The 17,830-nt window shown below is 41.6% G+C and carries 14 protein-coding genes; 3 read left to right on the forward strand and 11 right to left on the reverse strand.

Going from position 1 to position 17,830, the window contains the following annotated elements:
* Positions 1-2: 2 nt before the first annotated feature.
* Complete coding sequence (locus IGJ01_RS16160) at positions 3-317, reverse strand: rhodanese-like domain-containing protein (RefSeq protein WP_086316654.1); 315 nt, start codon at positions 315-317, stop codon at positions 3-5.
* A gap of 424 nt (positions 318-741) precedes the next feature.
* Here IGJ01_RS16160 and IGJ01_RS16165 point away from each other — a divergent pair, with 424 nt between their 5' ends.
* A complete protein-coding gene (locus tag IGJ01_RS16165; RefSeq protein WP_052533231.1) occupies positions 742-1,215 on the forward strand; it encodes a DUF3955 domain-containing protein in 474 nt (157 codons plus the stop codon).
* 198 nt (positions 1,216-1,413) lie between these two features.
* Here IGJ01_RS16165 and IGJ01_RS16170 read toward each other — a convergent pair whose 3' ends face one another.
* The 6 genes from IGJ01_RS16170 to cls all read right to left on the reverse strand — a co-directional run bounded on the left by IGJ01_RS16170 (position 1,414) and on the right by cls (position 9,444).
* Positions 1,414-2,265 carry a MurR/RpiR family transcriptional regulator gene (locus IGJ01_RS16170; RefSeq protein WP_086316655.1) on the reverse strand — a complete coding sequence of 284 codons (852 nt, stop codon included), beginning with the start codon at positions 2,263-2,265 and terminating at the stop codon, positions 1,414-1,416.
* Between the two features lie 72 nt (positions 2,266-2,337).
* Positions 2,338-3,252: an ROK family protein gene (locus IGJ01_RS16175; protein WP_086316656.1), complete on the reverse strand. Its 915-nt coding sequence runs from the start codon at positions 3,250-3,252 to the stop codon at positions 2,338-2,340.
* A gap of 68 nt (positions 3,253-3,320) precedes the next feature.
* The gene (locus IGJ01_RS16180; RefSeq protein ID WP_176273440.1) at positions 3,321-4,583 is read right to left on the reverse strand and encodes a prolyl oligopeptidase family serine peptidase; all 1,263 of its coding nucleotides are present in this window, start codon (positions 4,581-4,583) and stop codon (positions 3,321-3,323) included.
* Between the two features lie 19 nt (positions 4,584-4,602).
* Positions 4,603-6,075 carry a glycoside hydrolase family 1 protein gene (locus IGJ01_RS16185; RefSeq protein ID WP_144330802.1) on the reverse strand — a complete coding sequence of 491 codons (1,473 nt, stop codon included), beginning with the start codon at positions 6,073-6,075 and terminating at the stop codon, positions 4,603-4,605.
* A 27-nt stretch (positions 6,076-6,102) separates the two neighbouring features.
* On the reverse strand, positions 6,103-7,413 hold the full coding sequence (locus IGJ01_RS16190) for a PTS sugar transporter subunit IIC (protein WP_086316659.1): 1,311 nt from the start codon (positions 7,411-7,413) through the stop codon (positions 6,103-6,105).
* Positions 7,414-7,914: 501 nt separating this feature from the next.
* Entirely contained in the window at positions 7,915-9,444 is a 1,530-nt protein-coding gene (cls, locus tag IGJ01_RS16195; RefSeq protein ID WP_301389521.1) for a cardiolipin synthase, read from the reverse strand.
* Between the two features lie 354 nt (positions 9,445-9,798).
* On the opposite strand from cls, the gene IGJ01_RS16200 reads away from it, so the two are divergent.
* Positions 9,799-11,220 (forward strand): cryptochrome/photolyase family protein, encoded by a 1,422-nt coding sequence (locus IGJ01_RS16200; RefSeq protein ID WP_400451075.1) that lies wholly within the window; start codon positions 9,799-9,801, stop codon positions 11,218-11,220.
* Between the two features lie 421 nt (positions 11,221-11,641).
* Positions 11,642-12,031: a YxeA family protein gene (locus tag IGJ01_RS16205; protein ID WP_035006924.1), complete on the forward strand. Its 390-nt coding sequence runs from the start codon at positions 11,642-11,644 to the stop codon at positions 12,029-12,031.
* Between the two features lie 296 nt (positions 12,032-12,327).
* On the opposite strand, the gene IGJ01_RS16210 is transcribed toward IGJ01_RS16205, so the two are convergent.
* The 4 genes from IGJ01_RS16210 to IGJ01_RS16225 form a co-directional block, all read right to left on the reverse strand.
* Entirely contained in the window at positions 12,328-13,776 is a 1,449-nt protein-coding gene (locus IGJ01_RS16210) for a helix-turn-helix domain-containing protein (protein ID WP_194199876.1), read from the reverse strand.
* Between the two features lie 533 nt (positions 13,777-14,309).
* Positions 14,310-15,704 (reverse strand): glutamate decarboxylase, encoded by a 1,395-nt coding sequence (locus tag IGJ01_RS16215; protein ID WP_005233215.1) that lies wholly within the window; start codon positions 15,702-15,704, stop codon positions 14,310-14,312.
* Between the two features lie 13 nt (positions 15,705-15,717).
* Positions 15,718-17,142, reverse strand: a complete 1,425-nt coding sequence (locus IGJ01_RS16220) for an amino acid permease (RefSeq protein WP_430601250.1) — start codon at positions 17,140-17,142, stop codon at positions 15,718-15,720.
* 25 nt (positions 17,143-17,167) lie between these two features.
* Positions 17,168-17,809 (reverse strand): hypothetical protein, encoded by a 642-nt coding sequence (locus IGJ01_RS16225; protein WP_005230557.1) that lies wholly within the window; start codon positions 17,807-17,809, stop codon positions 17,168-17,170.
* Positions 17,810-17,830 lie beyond the last annotated feature (21 nt).

Consider the following 17,830-nt stretch of genomic DNA (forward strand, 5'->3'; position numbering starts at 1 on the left):
CGTTACTTTCCTCCTTTGGTTGTTCCCCGCCATTGATTCATGCCACCGCGAACATTGACCACATCAAACCCCTTTTTATTTAGGATTTTGGCTGCTTGTTTGCTTCGCATCCCTGATTGGCAAATGACTGCCAGTTTCTTGTCACCTTTTTTAGTGAAGCCCGCAATCTTGTTTAACGGTACATTTTTGGCGTAGGCAATGTGCCCGCTACGGTACTCCGCCGGCGTGCGAACATCCAGAACCGTCCATTCTTTGGCTCCTTCTTTTTGTAAATCTGCTGTTGACATACTTGGTATGCGTTTAAATAATGAAAACATTTCTTGCTCCTTTCTTATACCCCTCGGGGTATATTAAACAAGATGTTTCCCTATTTGTCAACTAAGTGATTTTCTTTAAGAAAAGAAACTTGCTGTTGCGTTGCTCCCCACTCGATAAACTGTCATGTATCGAACATGTACCAATCAAGCAAGAGAAAAAACGAGCCACATATTTCCTTCCCCTTAGCCTCAGTGCTATAATAAACAAAATGATATGCAGTAAAAATAACATGCTTCAAGGTCACTTTGTCACAGACGTTTTTCACGACCTCAGAATGAAAACGATGCTCCTCTCAAAAAAACAGCAGATAAAAAACGACGCAAGCACCACTTTCCCTTGATTTATCAAGAAGCAAGCCCTGCTTTCTTGGAAACAACGCAGGTTTCGACTATGCTTAAGTCACATCAGCGAAAGGAAAAAAAGATGGAATTTGGCGAAAAAATCAAAGAAGTACGCACAAGAAATAACTTGACCCAAGAACAATTTGCCACTCAACTACACGTGACGAGACAAGCCGTTTCGAACTGGGAAAACAATCGCAATCTACCAGATTTAGAAATGTTGATTGCCATCGCCACGATTTTTCAACTCTCGCTTGATGAATTGATTTTAGGAGGAACTCAAGTGAACAAGATCACTGAAAAACTAATCAAAGACGGCAGCGAGACCCGACGCGCCAAACTCAATTTGATCACGACCTTGATCGGAACATTTTTACTACTATTCGGCTTTGCCTGCTTCTTCATCAAAGCAAGCTCCGTGGAATACATCGATCAATCCGGCATTTTACATGAAAATTTCTATCTAATCCCCGTAGGATTTTTGTTCCTATTGGCTAGTTTCGTAGTATTTGCAGGAACCGGGATCAATTATTTTCGAGCTGCTAGAAGAAAATGACGCGAAAAAACTCGATTCCAAATGATGGAATCGAGTTTTTAACTTTTGTTTAATAAAGAATAGTCCCTTCAATGAACACTGTCCTTCAACCAAGCAGCATTTCCAGACTCTAACGGATGAGCCACCCCTAAACGAAAATAGTCCCACAGTTAGCTATTCACCGCTTAAAAACACAATTTTCAGGCACAAGCTCCCCTTTCAGATATTCCGATACTTCAAGTAAGAGGCACGTAAGTTCTCAATGTTTTCTTCGTAGCGCTCTTTAAAGAATACTGAGTAGATGGAATCAAACAAAAATTGAAAAATGATCGTAATCGCAAAATCAGCGATCTTGTCTTTTTCATGATCGATCGGGCCTACTACGAGGTTGCGATCGCCATGATGATTGAGTAAGTGGTCATCAGATGAGCTGATGACCACCATTTTCACTTGATTGCCTTTTAAAATCTTTGCTAGCTCCAAGTGACGCTTTTGAACAGGATAATAGGAAGCATATATCGCAATGTCTTGGGTACCTGCCGATTGTGCAAGTGAAATTTTTTGATAGAGATTTGCAGGAACTGTGACCCTGGCACCACAGCTTTCCATTCGATCTTTAAAAATTTTTGCTACATGCAGCTGTTCATCATCGACAAACACAATAATATTGACAGCATGGATCAAGTCCACGGCAATCTGTTGCAGATCTTTGACACTGATAAAAGTCGTTGCCAAAAATAACGAGCGCTCGTACAAATCTCTTAAATTTGAGATGACGGTAAACGCAGAATCTGTTTTTCCAAATGGAATATTCAAATCTACTTTTTTATCTGCATGCTGTAATTGATCGGCATAAGAGGCAGTGACCATTAATTTCAATTCATTCAACCCGGAATACCCCAACTTTTTGCAAAAACGATAGATGGTAGCTTTAGAAACAAATGCCAATGAACTGATCTCACGAATGGTCATCTGTGTAAAAGCAACTGGGTCCTTATTAATCAAATCAATAATGTTGTGTTCTGTATCAGACAAATATTTGACACAATTCAGTTTTGCAAATAAATTCATGACTATATCTCCCAAACGATTTTGCACCGAACGATTTCTGGTCTTTTTCTAAACGCAGAGTGTCTCCCATGCTCATATAAGGTTGTGTTTTACTTTTTTCACTTTATTTAAATGATGATTCATCAAGGCGCCAATCAAATTCGCGTCATTTCGAAACTTGCACGGAACGATCTGCGGCACTGCAAGATGATATGTGTGTTTCTCTTTCAACCGATCAATGCTTTTTTCGATTTCTTGGATAAATCGTTTTTGCTCACTGATTCCGCCCCCGATAGCAAATGTCTCGGGATCAAAAATATACTGCAGGTTGAACAAATGAAGGGCGATCGTATCACAATACTTTTCTAGAACGCCTTGCAGTTCTTTGTCGCCTTCCTCAATCAGTTGAAACAGCAACTCACCACTGAGCGTGCCTTTTTCCATCCCTTTGACTCGTTCTCCTTCACTAACCAGCGACAGAACACTGCCAGAAGCACCGAAATAAGCGGCTGGTTGATGGTACGCATCGGTTTGCTGGACAAAACTAAACTCTCCAGCGATCCCGCTGCTGCCGCGATGTAGGCGATTATTGATGATCAGTCCACCGCCGACACCAGTGCCAAAGACCAAGACGATGCCATGATCTGTATGCGCCAGCGCTCCGACCCACGATTCTGCCAATGCCGCGCATTTGCCGTCATTTTCTACCGAGATCGGCAAATCAGTGAATGTATGAAAGAGATCAACGATATTTGTCTGTTCTAAAAAGGTCAGCACACCAGCGGTATGGGCATAACCGTTGAAGACATCAATTTTCCCCGGCATACTGATGGCGATACCATCGACTTGCCCTTCGAATTGCCGAAAAATTTCTTCGACAGCGACTAAAAAGCAGGCTTTCTCTTCAAGAGGTGTTTTTACTTTCCCTTTGTAGAAAATCTCGCGATCCCCCGTCATTAAACAGTATTTGATGTAACTGCCTCCTATATCATAAACAAGATAATTCATTGTTTACCCAACTTTCTCAAAAAATATTTCACCTCGGAATATATGGTATCTTCCGAGGTGATAACCCATTATCGTTTTTGCTTTGCTAGCCAGTGAAACAACGACTGGGTTTCATTCGCAATCTCACCATTATAAACTGGAATCCATGCCCAATGATCATTGTAGCGATACGGTGCCCCCGTACCGTCCTGATAGCAGCCTGTTTCGTCCGTTATCGCTTCAAGTGCAGTCACGTGAAGATTCGGATGGTTCATCGCTTGTAGCGTTTCATATAATGACTGACTATGCTCGTTAAAGGAAACGACTTGATCGTGAATGCCATGAGTCAACCAAAGTGGGACCTCCTTGAGGCCTTCAAGTTGTCTTTGATCGAGCCATTGTGTCTTATAGGCCTGACAAATAGGAAAAGCTGCCGCGAAAAAATTGGGCTTTCTTAAAAGCAGATTGATGGTCATAAAGCCGCCATTGGAGCCGCCGCCTAAATAGATCCGCGTTGGATCGATCGTTTCAAAGGTCTGAACTGCTTCATCAATCAAACGGCTGACAGCTCGGGTATACTTGCTGGTGCCATCTTGAGTGTAACCGCCGCTTCCATCGTTCATCCACATATCTGGCACTTGAGGAACCAGAACATAGGCGCCACCAAACATCGCTTGTACTTCGGGATCAGCCCAAGCAACCACTTTATTGCCCAAAAGCGCAATTTCAGGATCGGTTCCGCCTTCGCCCGCGCCGTGCAAAAGAATGATTAGGGGATGCTTCCCTTTTTCCTTCGGTTCAAAAAGTGCATGGTGTAAAGTGATCTCACCAAACTCAGCATCTTCATAAAAAAATTCTTTTTGCAGAAATTGCTCGGTCCCTTCATAAACGGTTTCTTCAAACTGTTGGTTCGTCAAAACGAGCTCGTTCAAAGAAGAACCATTAATACACAGAGGCTTCTTTAGCGTGATCGTATACATCGTCTGTCGCTTTTGATTCAAAAACAACTGTGGATTAAAGACAAAGGGTGATGTCAACGGGGCATCGGGATGAACCTGCAACGCCAATGTAACGCACGTCGTCGGCAGATCGACGGGTTGCTTTTGTCCTGTCGAATCAGATAAATAAGCCTCTTTGAGTTCGATCTTGCCTTTTATCTGCTTTGGTATTTTCGTCGACCAATCAAAGCCTTCTTTTTCTCCTAGTACTTCAAAAAACGAGGCATCTACTTGCTCATCGATCACTTGTCCAAAATCAATCACAATTTTATGGTTTGCCGGTCCCCAATCGTATCTTTGGCAATGGACGGAATACGTAATCTGGGTAGGTGTATCAGTCTCTGTCTTTGTCATAAAAAACCTCCAGGTTGAATCAAGACTTTGCTTGGATCGAGGTGCCATTAGACTCAATCACTTTTTTGTACCAGTAAAAAGATTTTTTCTTTTTGCGGGCAAAAGTCCCTTTTCCAGCATCATCCAAGTCTACATAAATGAACCCATAACGTTTTTTCATTTCCCCTGTTCCTGCAGATATGATATCAATACAGCCCCACGGTGTATAGCCCAGTAGTTTCACGCCATCATGTACAACCGCTTTGATCATCTGCTCAATATGGGCGCTGAGGTAAGCGATACGCGCATCATCGATGATCTCGTTTTGTTCGTTAAAAGTGTCAAGTGCGCCTAAGCCGTTTTCTACAATAAACAACGGCAGCTGGTAGCGATCATACAATTGGTTCAATACGATCCGCAAACCTGTCGGATCAATCGGCCACCCCCACTCCGATTCCTCTAAGTAGGGATTCTTTACCGCTTCCATCATATTGCCGCGGCTCGTTTTTTCTTGTTCTTTTGTGGAGATGACCGCTGAATTGTAGTAACTAAAAGAAAGAAAATCGACCGTCCCTACGCGTAAAAGATCAAGATCATCTGATTCCATGACCAGCTGCCAGCCGTTTCGTTCATACTCCTTCAAGGCATATTCAGGGTAATACCCACGGCATTGGACATCACTATACAGATATTTGAACATTCTAGAAACTTCGATTTCCCGCATACTGTCGTTTGGATTACAGGTTTCTGGGTACATACCAGCACTGGCAAGCATCATTCCAATTTGAAAATCGGGATTGATTTTTTTGCCTTCAATCACGCAGCGGGCACTAGCAAGAAAGACATGATGCAATGCTTGCGCCCTTTTTCCTAAGTCTTTTCCTTTGATCCCTAAAAAAACATAGCCATTCAAAAAATTGATTTCATTGAAGGTGATCCAGTACTTCACTTGCTCTTTAAAACGATCGAACAGCAAAACCGCATAGTCCAGAAAATCTTCAATCGTACGCCGATCCAGCCATCCTTCACGACTTTCAGCTAAAGCCAGCGGCATATCAAAATGATTTAAGGTAACGATTGGTTCAATGCCGTATTTGAGCAGTTCATTGAAGATCCTTTCATAGAAGAGAATTCCTTCTTCATTAAGCGATTCTTTCGTTCCATCAGGAAAAATCCGTGTCCAGCTGATCGACATCCGATAAGCCTTGTAGCCTTGTTCAGCAAATAAAGCAATGTCTTCTTGCCAATGATGGTAAAAATCTGTGGCGCGATGGCTAGGATAATACTGATTTTCGTCTAAGTATCCTTGGCAATCCGCTGGCATTCCTTCATACATAGAAATGTTGCGGATTTTGCCTTGCGCATCTTTCACAGTAAGTTGACGGGGCTGTTCCTGACTGCCGCTGGTAACAATATCCAATGTAGATAGTCCTCTGCCTCCTTGATCAAAGCCCCCCTCATATTGATTGGCGGCGGTAGCGCCGCCCCATAAAAATCCTTCTGGTAAACTCATGTTATTGACTGATCCTCCTGTCTTTCTTTAGACCGCCTCTGTGACTTTCTCTGCCATAACCTCATCTTCAAGCGCTTGCTCTTCCGCCAATGCCAGCTTGTCGGCTTTTAAGAAAAACGGCAAGTAGATCAACCCATTGATACAAATCGCAATGACTACCGCAATCACACCTTTGATCCCGATGGTCAAGATCGGTCCAATGAAGGCTGGCATGATCCAAGGCAGTGAGATCGAAGGATTCAGTGTGTCATACACCCCAAGATTGTAGCCGATGATCCCTATAATCCCATTCACCAAAGAAGTACTGACCATCGGAATAAAGAAGATCGGATTCAACATCAGTGGCAAACCAAACACTAATGGCTCATTGATGTTAAAGATCGCTGGTGCCAAGCTGAGTTTCCCAAGAGTTTTATAGCGCTGTGATTTCGAAATAAAGGGAATCAGCAACGAGATTCCTAAGGTATTGCCCGCACCTCCAAGTGCATAAAAAGCCATCACCGCTGAAAATGCCAAATGCGGCATCGGTTCTCCCTCCATAAACGCCGTTAAATTGGCAACCCCTGTAGCCATTAAAACCGGCAAGTAAATACTGAGGATCGTATTGGGATGGATCCCAAAAAACCAGAAGATCGAAATAGTGATCATAAAAATAATCGCCGAAATCGGTGTTGCCCCCAAGTTCATAATCGGTGCTCCGACCACGCCATTGATAAAATCAAAATAATCGCCCCACGCAGTTAGACTAAAGCCGATGCGAGCTAAGCAAACAAGTACAAATATAATAATGGCAATAAAGGTCGGCGAAAGCGACTGGGCAACCATTGGCGGCACCGAGTTTGGCAGTTTAACGACCAAGCCTTTTTTGTCCAATACACAATATAGACTAGACACCAATAGCGCTACGATCATCCCGCCGAAAATACCATTACTGCCGATATAGTCAAAATTTAGTCCGGCTACTTCGCCCCCATCATAGGGAATCACTTGCGGCATCAAAACGAAAAACGAGGCCAAAGATAATATCCCACCGGTCACAGGACTTGAATTTCTTTCATTGGCATTATGATAACCAATCATAAACGTCATATACAACGCAGTAATTTCCATTGTCACCTTGATAGTGGCACGCATATGTTCATCGATCCCAGTTTGCGCTAACCAAGCCAACCAAGGCTCAACGGGCAGATTGACTAAAATAGCTATCAGACTGACCCCCAATGTCAATGGCATGGTAGACATCGCCCCATATTGAATCGCTCGAATCGCTTTTATCTGACTAATTTTCCCCATTACAGGCATTATTCGATCATTGATGATAGATTTTGATTCACTCATAGTTTTCCTCCCTGAAAAAAATTGGCTTTTAATCACATCAAGTTTCTCCGGATAAAACTCTTGTAACCGATTTCAATATCTCGTAAATTATTGCTTATTTCAATAGGCAGCCTTGAAACTGAAACGTTTGTTTCACGATTCGTCATGAAATAGCGTGGAACATGAAAAAGAGGTCTCATTGTTCCCCGCTTCTTCAAAAACGATCTTCTGAAGACACGAGCAGCTCCTAGCATTCCCTCCTCACATAAAAACGGGGCATTACACACAAAAATCGAATGATCGTGGACAGATTCAGGTGAACGCACCGTCTCACTCACCCCCATCGCTTAATCACTACAAATCCTAGCAATTCGCTAGACTCTCCATCCATGCAGCCAATAGATTAGCACAAACAAAAAATAATCCCTAGCTGAGAAGATGCTATCCGCTAGGAATCATAGGGCAATCATATATGAGACTGATGGATCAGAAATAATTCATTCTTTTGTTCACTATCTTCCTTCAAAGAATCGGAACAAACAAGCCACTGATTTTTTCTTTTGTTTTCGTCAAAAGGCTTCTGGCTTGCCATTCTTCTTTTTCTACTAATTTTGCACGAGCTAAGTCTTCCATAAATTGCTGATTTAACTCTGTGATTATGTTAGACGGTCCATAGATGAACATAGATAACTCATGGTTAAGGTAAAAACTACGAATATCAAAATTTGTTGACCCGATCGTTGCAGCAAACTCATCGACGATCATATATTTACAGTGAATAAAAGCAGTCTCATCATAGGTGTAGACTTCGACGCCGGCAGATAATAAATCATCAATAAACGAATTCGTGCCATGAAAAGAAATTCCTCGATCCCCTTTTCCCGGCACAATCAATTGCACGTTGATCCCACACCGTGCTGCTCTTCTAAGCGCACCTAAACTTTCTTCATCAGGAATAAAGTAAGGCATGGCGATCTTAATCGAATCCGTTGCCTTTCCAATGAGATCATTAAAGGAATCCTTAATGATTCGCTCGCTATCATAGGGTCCGCCGTAGATTACCTGAACGATTTCCGAACCGCTTTGAACGTCGGTCTTCAACGGAAAATACGTAGCTGTCTGTGTCAAAAAATGAGTGACCGTTTCTTCCGTCTCATCAAGAAAGAGCCAATCATAAATAAAACACTCTTGAACTTCTAGAACAGCAGGTCCTTCTATCCGGATGTTTGTGTCTCGCCAATAAGAAAACTTACTGCCTCGCCCACTATATTCATTTCCAATATTCATGCCTCCTGTATGTGCAATCTCCCCATCAATAACGACCATTTTACGGTGATTGCGCCAGTTCGCTTTATTACTTAGCCAAGGCGAGTTCAACAAATCATACGTGCGCACCTCTACTCCATTCTTTCGCATCAATAATAACAATTGATTAGGAAAGGCGATCGACCCCACGCTATCATACATAAACCGAACTTCCACCCCTTGTTTGGCCTTTTCGACCAGAACATTTGTCAGCTCCTCCCCTGTTTCATCCCCTTTAACGATATAAAAAAACACATGCACATGATGCTTGGCTTTCTTGATATCTTCCAGCAAAGAAGCGAATGCCTCAGCGCCTTCGTTTAATACAGTCAGATGATTATTAGTTGTGGGATACTTGCCCGAAAGATGAAAAATCTCAGTGGAGAGATCATGTTTCCCATGAATGACCTCTGAATGTTCTTGCAAAATAGCCGAAACCGTTCGCTGCACTTCCCGTTCATTTTGTATCTGCTGTTTGGGCAACTTCCTTAATCGAGGTTCACGACCAATTAAATAATACAACATGACTCCTACAATCGGTAAAAACAATAAAGCTAAGATCCAAGCAATCTTCGAAGTTCCATCCCTTTGATCAAAAACCACTAAGTAGCCACAAAGAAGAATCGCCAAAATTTCAATGGCCTGCCAAGCATAAATCATCTGATTTAAAAAGAGAATTAATCCAACCGTCACAAGTATCAGTAAAAGCGTTAAAATTTTGTATTGCTGTAATTTGTTTTTGATCATCCTTCACTCCATCCAAATATGCGCTTATTAATAAACGCTAAAGTAAAAAGCCTCACTATATACTATGATTATATACGTTCTCGTTACGCAAATGTAACTCATTTCATCCCCTACTACTCATTTTTTACCTATTATTTATTAAGAAGAGACGATTTGCAGAAACGAAACGGTAAATGACAAGCGCCTATTCAAATCGGTGCACCAATTAAAACAAACCCTGTAAGCATCCCTCGACTTGTTGCAACAGCAATTTTCCTTACGCAATCGCCAAATTTGAATAAATCCCATCTTTCCTTTACTATGAACGAAATCCGATCGTTTTTTTAGCACGGTTATACTATCAAGGAGGTTGTTATGGCAATTCATGTGATGTGGTTTAGAAAGGATCTGCGCTTAGAGGACAATACGGCGCTTACTGAGGCGCTTTTGTCTCTTCAAGCAAACGACCAATTGTTGTGTGTGTTTCATCTCAATGAAAAGCAGTTTCTCCCCGATGCACCAAGCCATGATTACTTTTTTAGCGCGGTTGCTCACTTTATCGAGGCTGCCAAAAAGCAAAATCTGACGATCCACCTCTTGACGGGAACGTTGACAGAAGCCTTTGATCAGTTGTTCGCTTGCTATCCAGAATGGAGCCAGCTTTACTTCAACTTTGATAACCGTGGATATGGTCGTAAACGCGACCTCTACATAAAAGAATTGGTCGAGAAAAAAGGCGTCACTGTCCATTCCTTTGAAGAACATCATCTACACCAACCAACGGAAGTCACCAAAGAGGACGGGACGTATTACAAAAAATTTACGCCCTATTATAAGAAATGGATCCAACTGCCCAAACCGGTGTATCAAAAGCAGGCCCTTGATTTTGAAAAAGCCGCTCATTTTAATGATGCCCCTCACTTCAAAGCAGGGACAGCGCTGCTTGCTGAGGTGCTAAACAATAGAAAGACCGATTTTTCAACGATCGTTGGGGAAGACTATGCGCATAAACAATTGCAGGCCTTTGTGCAAAAGCGTTTGGCCGCCTACGAAAAAGACCGTGATCTCCCTTCGATCAAAGGAACCAGCCGCCTGTCTCCTTTCTTGTCTTTTGGACAACTCTCTATTCGGAAGGTTTGGGCCGCTTGCCAAGGAATGCCATCCAGCACTGGCAAAGCGACCTTTTTAAAAGAACTGGCTTGGCGAGATTTTTATCATATGATCTACTTCACTCATCCGGAGCAAAAAAACTATGAACTCATTGAGAAATATCGAAACATGGATTGGCAAAAGGATGAAGAGGCGTTTAACAAATGGCAAGCAGGACAAACCGGCTATCCGATCATTGATGCCGCGATGCGGCAGCTGAATCAAACCGGTTGGATGCATAACCGTCTACGGATGATCGTCGCTTCCTTTCTAACCAAAGATTTATTGATCGACTGGCGGCAAGGAGAAGCCTATTTTGCTCGACAATTGATCGACTACGACGCTGCCAGCAATATCGGCGGCTGGCAGTGGGCAGCTTCGACTGGCACCGATGCGGTTCCTTACTTTCGAATTTTCAACCCCATCACTCAGGGGAAAAAATTCGACAAAGAGGGGACGTTTATCAAACAATTTGTTCCCGAACTCGCCCAGTTGCCGCTAAAATTCATCCACGAACCTTACCTGATGACTGACGAAGAACAAGCCGACCTAAAGGTAGTTTTAGGCACCGACTATCCGTTGCCTATAGTCGACCATAACGAAGCCAGGAAAAGAGCCCTCGATTTGTATAGTAAAATCGAGCCGTAAGCAGCTGTCATGGCCTGCGCTCAAACATTTTCAGTAGAAAAAAACCAGCAAAGACGCTCCATAAGAGCTCGTCTTTGCTGGTTTTTTATTAAACTGATGCGCCGTTTTTCATCTTTCTATAGTGAAAAAAACAACGACACGTCTTATCAAATAGTCTGCTGGTGAGCATACAAAAAAGAAACATTTTCCATGCTGTGTTTTTTTATTAAGGTCTTTTCGCCTGATTCCGCACTTATTTCTAGTCACTCTAAGCAACAATCCCCTGACGATTTATAGATAGAACCCTTTATTAGCGGCGTTCCCCACTTTTCCACGACTGGCTAGTAACATTTCTCCTTGCAAAACTGTTCGTCTGTTGAAAGGTCATCTATAGAACCATTCTGTTATAATAGCTCCATATTTGAGGATAAGGATGGTTTATATGAAAAAAATAATCGGATTCGTCTTAGTCGTACTTTTAGGGTTTGCCGGATACAAAGGCTATGAATATTATCAATCCACCTACTCAGGACAAACAGCTTACGCGTATGTCCCATCTGAGATTCTCCCTAAGGTAGAACATGAAAGTAAAAGCGGCATCGGCGACCAGTCGCCTTGGTATTCTTACGATTACACGTTAAACTTTGTAAAAGAAGATGGTAGCACACAAACACTCGAGGTTTCATTATCAGAAGATAACGCAAAACCCTTAACCCCAAATTCTTATGTAAAAGCGGTGATCAGTGAAAAGCGCACAATAAAAGGCCCGAATAGCGTTGAAAAAGATGCAATTCCCAAAAAGGTTCTAGAAAAATTAGAAAATCAGAACTAACGATTGCAGACTCACATCATTATGTGGGTCTTTTTTTTACATCCTTCCAAAACCAGCATTTTGAATCCCTTCTGTTATTTTCACGCTTGATGTCTTCTGCTCTGTTGCGATACGTTATACAAGGATACTGGACACATTATCTAGCAGAAAGCTGCTTGACTGATCCCTGTTTTCATTCCGTCATCAATGATAAGAGCAATTCAAGCGCCTTTTCCTTTCCCTACTTCGCAGATAATTGAAAAAGCAGCGAATCACCTATCCGTTGACTCGCTGCTTTTTAACTAACAAGTGATGGCTCACACCACAAAAGAATGATACTTAGAATAAGCAATTTGATCGACGATCGCAGAAACCTGATTGACGTCTAAATCGGCACCAATGGCGGTCACTTGATAAAATTGGTCATAATTGTTCCCTAATTGGGGGAGATTGGCATTGGAAATCAACAAGTCAAACGTCTCGTCCGGAGTATAGGGTAAAACAACAACATTTTGCTTGCCTTTTAGTTCATTTTTTAACAAGTAAATCGAAGCATCCGCCAAAAGACTAGAGCACATATTTAAGACCCCGATCCGTACCCGATATTCTTCTTTAGGCGATAACATATAAATTAAAAAGACTAGGCGTTTCTTGAGATAGTTGAGTTTCGTGGGCGTAAACAAGTTGGTCGGTGCAATAATGTGTTCCAGAATGTCTGAGATCACTTGATCCCGCAAGGAATTGTGAAACATTTTGTGGTAATAATTTAGCGTGACTCGATCGATGGAATAATTCACTCCATGAAAGTAATAAACTTGTGCGATTAAGGAAAAGACATTGGCTTTGATATCGATCGTCGTATGCGAGGCATCAAGACGATAAATGGACTGGATTGCTGCCATGACTTCATCGGTGATCTCAAAGACGGGATTTTTATTAGTGTACAGTCCTAAGCGAAGTTCCTCGTAAGGAATCCCGCCCACCGTAATGAGGAAGAGACAGATAAAGAATGGCACGATCTTCGCTTCATCTACTGAGCAGATACATTTTTTAGAAGCATAGATCTGTCGAATAAAGTGACAGAGGGGCATCTCTTGGCAACGCTCAATTTGGGTTTGTTCTTCCGGACTTAAACTTCCCAAGGTCGTGTGAGACGTGACTTTTTTCATAATCACATACAACCAGATCTTCAGCTGCTTTTGTTGGGCAATCGATAAGGTTATTTTTTTCGCTAACTCCGCAACCAGATCATCGATCAAAACAGAATCGATCGTTGTTGCACCCATTTTGAAAAAATTATAGTAAAAATAAATGCGTTGTGTCATCGTTCCAACTAGTTTTTTGTTTCTGATCTTTAATTCAAAATGCTGCAACAACTGATTGCACTCAGCAATCAATCGATTGAGGGTCCCCACACTTATGTTTAATTCATCGGCTAATACGAAGGCATCATAGCCTGCATGTTGAAACAAATAATGGATGATTTGATATTTAGCAGATTTTTTCAATAGCGTGTCGGTCAAATCATCCAGTGAGACACTATCGGTTACTTGCAGTTCCAACGTATAACGATTGATGATAAAAGAGACCTTCTCATTTTTTAGTTGCCGTTGAAGGCTCTCTGATAATTTCGTCAAGGTCGGCATCGTAATATCTAATTCCCGACACGCATCACTTTTTTTGATATGACCGGTCGATAAATACAAAAATTTGAGCAAGATATACTCTAATTTCAAGTCCTTATCCAGTAAGTCTTCTTTATACATGACTGTTTTTCCTCCAGTGTAAATCTATATTCATTCAGAATAGTTACAACCAATTTACAGAAAAAGATAGCAGTACGTTACTCATGAAACAAACAAGCGCAGTAAAAACAGGCCCTTTCTACAGATACTTTTCCTTCACTTACTCCCCAGCAAACCATGACTGACAAACAAAAACCCTCGATGCAAGACGAATTTCCCTAAGAATTCCCTCACGACAACGTTCAAGATTTCCTTTTTGTTTATGTAAAACGTTCTTCTCTAAAAAAATATATTTAGACCATAATAATTAATACTATCACAAGCCAGAAATGTCAATAAATGAAATTATCAAGCACTGTTTTTTTACTTTCTCTTAAAAAACGACACTATCAAGTGCTTACCCGTTCTTACAAAAAAAAAATCAAAGGCAGTCGATGCAACCGCCTTTGATTTTTCTATAAACCAATGTTCATTCAGTCTTGCAAAAAACGTTTCATAAAGGGACTTTTTATTCATTGAAAAAAGCATTGAAAGGGTTTCTAGCGATACCGTTCTTAATGTGAAAAGCCATAGGTTTGATCGGATGAAACATGACGGCTTGGTCGCTTGTTCAAGCGCTCGATTCCTTCTTTCATGTCTTGCACCAGATCCATTGCCATTTGCATACTTAAATCTGCCCGACAGACAAAGCGTTGGATATTGATATGTGATAGATTATCAGGTAATGGATAGGTAGGGACTTGCCAGCCTTTCATCGCAAATTCATCCGTCAAATCATACAGATTCCAAGAAATATCGGCATCTTCTTTTAATTTGTAGCAGACGATCGGCAACCGTGAACCATCATTATAAATATCGAAGTAACCCATGTTTTCAATCTCTTTTGCTAAATATTGGGCAACATCACTGGTCTTTTTGTGGATCAAGCGGTAGCCTTCAAACCCATTACGGATAAAGGTGTAATATTGTCCGATGATTTGGCTGGCACTTCTTGAAAAGTTGATGGCCATCGTTGGCATTTCACCGCCAAGATAACTTACTTTAAAGACCAGCTCTTCTGGTAAGAAATCTTTTTCTTTCCAAAGCACCCAACCGATACCAGGATAGACTAACCCATATTTGTGTCCAGACGTACTGATGGAACGAACGTTTTTCAAACGGAAATCCCATTCAAGTTCTGGTTCCATAAATGGTGTGTACAATCCACCACTAGCCGCATCCACGTGGATGTAGACTTTGTAGTCGGTGTGTTTGTTATATTCCTCTAATTTCTTATCTAGTGCTTTGATATCATCGTATCGTCCAGTGTAAGTGATCCCTAAAATACCGACGACTCCGATCGTATATTCATCTAAATAGTCCGTGACCTTTTCGACATTGATGCTGCCATGTTCTTCATCGATAGGGATCGTCCGCATTTCAATGTCCCAGTAGACACAGAATTTTTCCCAAACGACTTGATAGGCAGAAGAAATCACTAAGTTTGGTTTTTGTTTATTGATATCTAAGCCAAGTTTTTTTGCCCGATTGCGCCAAGCAAATTTTAAGGCCAATCCACCTAGCATACACGCTTCACTTGAGCCTACCGTTGATGTACCGATAAAATCGGACGCTTCTGGGGCATGCCATAAATCAGCGATCATGTTGACACAGCGGTTTTCAATTTCAGCCGTCCGTGGGTACTCGGTTTTATCGATGGCGTTTTTATCAAGGGTTTCACTCATAATTTTGACTGCTTCTGGTTCCATGTAGGTTTGACAGAACGTCGCCAAATTTTGTCTTGAGACCCCTTCATCGATCAATTGATCTTTGACTAATTCATAGGCATCCCGCGGTACCAAGGACTCTTTTGGTAATTTGTACATAGGGATCGCTTGATCCATTGCCTCATTCCCATAGATAGGCTCCAAATATTGGGCTTCTTTTCGATTTTTTTTACTAAATAACATGCAGCTCTCCTCCTCATAGGTTGTGCTTTTTATTTTTATCGCTTGCTTTTTCACCTACATATTTATAGATGACAAACGGTATCACGACAATAATCAGCCAACTGATGATCAAGATGGCTAAATAGGTTCCGCCCTTTCCGGTGCCGATATCGCTCGGTGGAAAGAAGGAAATAAAGAAAGAAAAAATAGAAACAAGCAAACCAACCATCGCAACACCAATTTTCACATTTTTCCCACCAGGAATATGATACGTTCTTGTTAAGTCGTCTTTTTCTTTGACTAATTTAATATAGGAAAGAAACAAGAGGACATAAGCCACCAGATAGATGCAGACCGTCAACGCCATCGCAACGAAGAAGGATAGATTGGCGCCTCCACCGCCTAATGTCAAGACAACCGCCCAAATGGAAACAATGATGCCTTGTACCAAAACGATATTGATTGGGACATTGTGTTGATTGACTTTGGCCATTTGTTTTGGCAGCAAGCCATTTTCAGCTGCTTCAAGCATCGCAGTCGATGGGCCGACCACCCAAGCAGCAATTTCTGCAATGACACCTAAACAGATGACCACGGCAATCAAACGAACCAGCCATTCTCCGCCGCCAAAATGATGGATCAAATAAGAATAGGCTTGAATCACGCCAGTATCAAGAGACAATTGATTTTGGGGAATCGTGGCAGCCACCGTTGCCCCACCTAACGTATCCAAAAGAATCGTTGCTACAACTAAAATCAAAATAGCTTTCGGGTAATTCTTTCCAGGATTGTCCATATCTTTTACGTGACTGGCAGAAGATTCAACCCCTGCATAGGCTAAAATAAAGGAAACAAAAACGACCAGCGTATTGATTTTCGTGAAATCAGGAATCCAAGCGCCTGATCCAAAAGAAACTTTGACGGGATTCCCTTGAGCAATGTAGACAATTCCTAAGATAAAAAGAATGATCCCTGTTGCGACGATCCCCACAAAGAACCCTACTTTGGCAATCTTCGCAGTATTTTTTGTTCCGCCAAATTGCGAGATCGTGATCAGCCAAAAGATCACTAAAGTGGCAATCAGCTTCAGCCAAACATTCGTATTAAGAGCCGGCCAATTTAGGGCATAGGAAAGCGCCCCGACAATAAAGTAAATCATCGTAATAAAGCCTACCGTGATTTGGAACCATTGGAAGAAAATGGCAGCAAAGCCCCATTTTCTCCCTAATGTTTTTGAGACCCAGGTATAGAGTCCCCCTTTTTCCCATCCCTTTACAGTAGCCATCTCCGCAGAGCAAAGGGCTACAGGGATAAACCAGAGGAAACCGCCGACGAGTAAATAAAAAACTAAATTCATCTTCGATGTCGCAAAGGTTGGATACTCATATACCGTCATCACCATTGAAGCAGTTATTGCAAAAAAACTCAACAATGATAGTTTTTTCTTGCTAGTATCCATTTTTTTTACCTCCTATCGTTAGATACTATTTTTCAGCAGCGGAAGATAGATCAATATGGTACGTATGTGTCAAATCTCCATCTGCTTTAAATTCGATTTCGACCGCTTTGATCGCTGGCAAACTTTGTTCTTGCGCCACTTTAAAATGAATAAAGCCATCTTTATGTTTGTCATGGGTCAAAATCTCATCATCTAAGTAGTCCACAAACACTTCCGCTTCTACTTTTTTGCCATCATTCAACACCAAATAGGCTTTGTCAGGTTTGATTTTTTTGTCTTTCGAATCTTCATTAAACAATTGATATTTCAGTGAGAGCAATGTTTTGTATTCTTTGTCTTTGTCTTTGAATTCTTCTACATTCACGATTTTTACATGATTCACTAAAAAGCGAATGTGATCCCAACCAGCATTTTCATAATTCGTTTCATACCAAACGACGTCTTTGATTTTCGGATCGATTCCCTTAGTTACGATTTCTTCAAAATACCCGTCATCACTCAATTTTTCACTTCCCACAACTACTTCATCTGACGAATCGCTGATCAACGTTTCCGTTCCAGACCCAGAGACCACTTCCCCTGATTCTTCCACTGTTGAGCATGCACCTAGAGTAAACAAAACGCCTACACCTAAAACGAAACCTGCAACTAATGATGTTTTCTTCATTGTAAATCCTGTCCTTTCTTT

The sequence above is a fragment of the Enterococcus sp. AZ089 genome, assembly GCF_050547225.1.
Classification (GTDB): Bacteria; Bacillota; Bacilli; order Lactobacillales; family Enterococcaceae; genus Enterococcus_D; species Enterococcus_D entomosocium.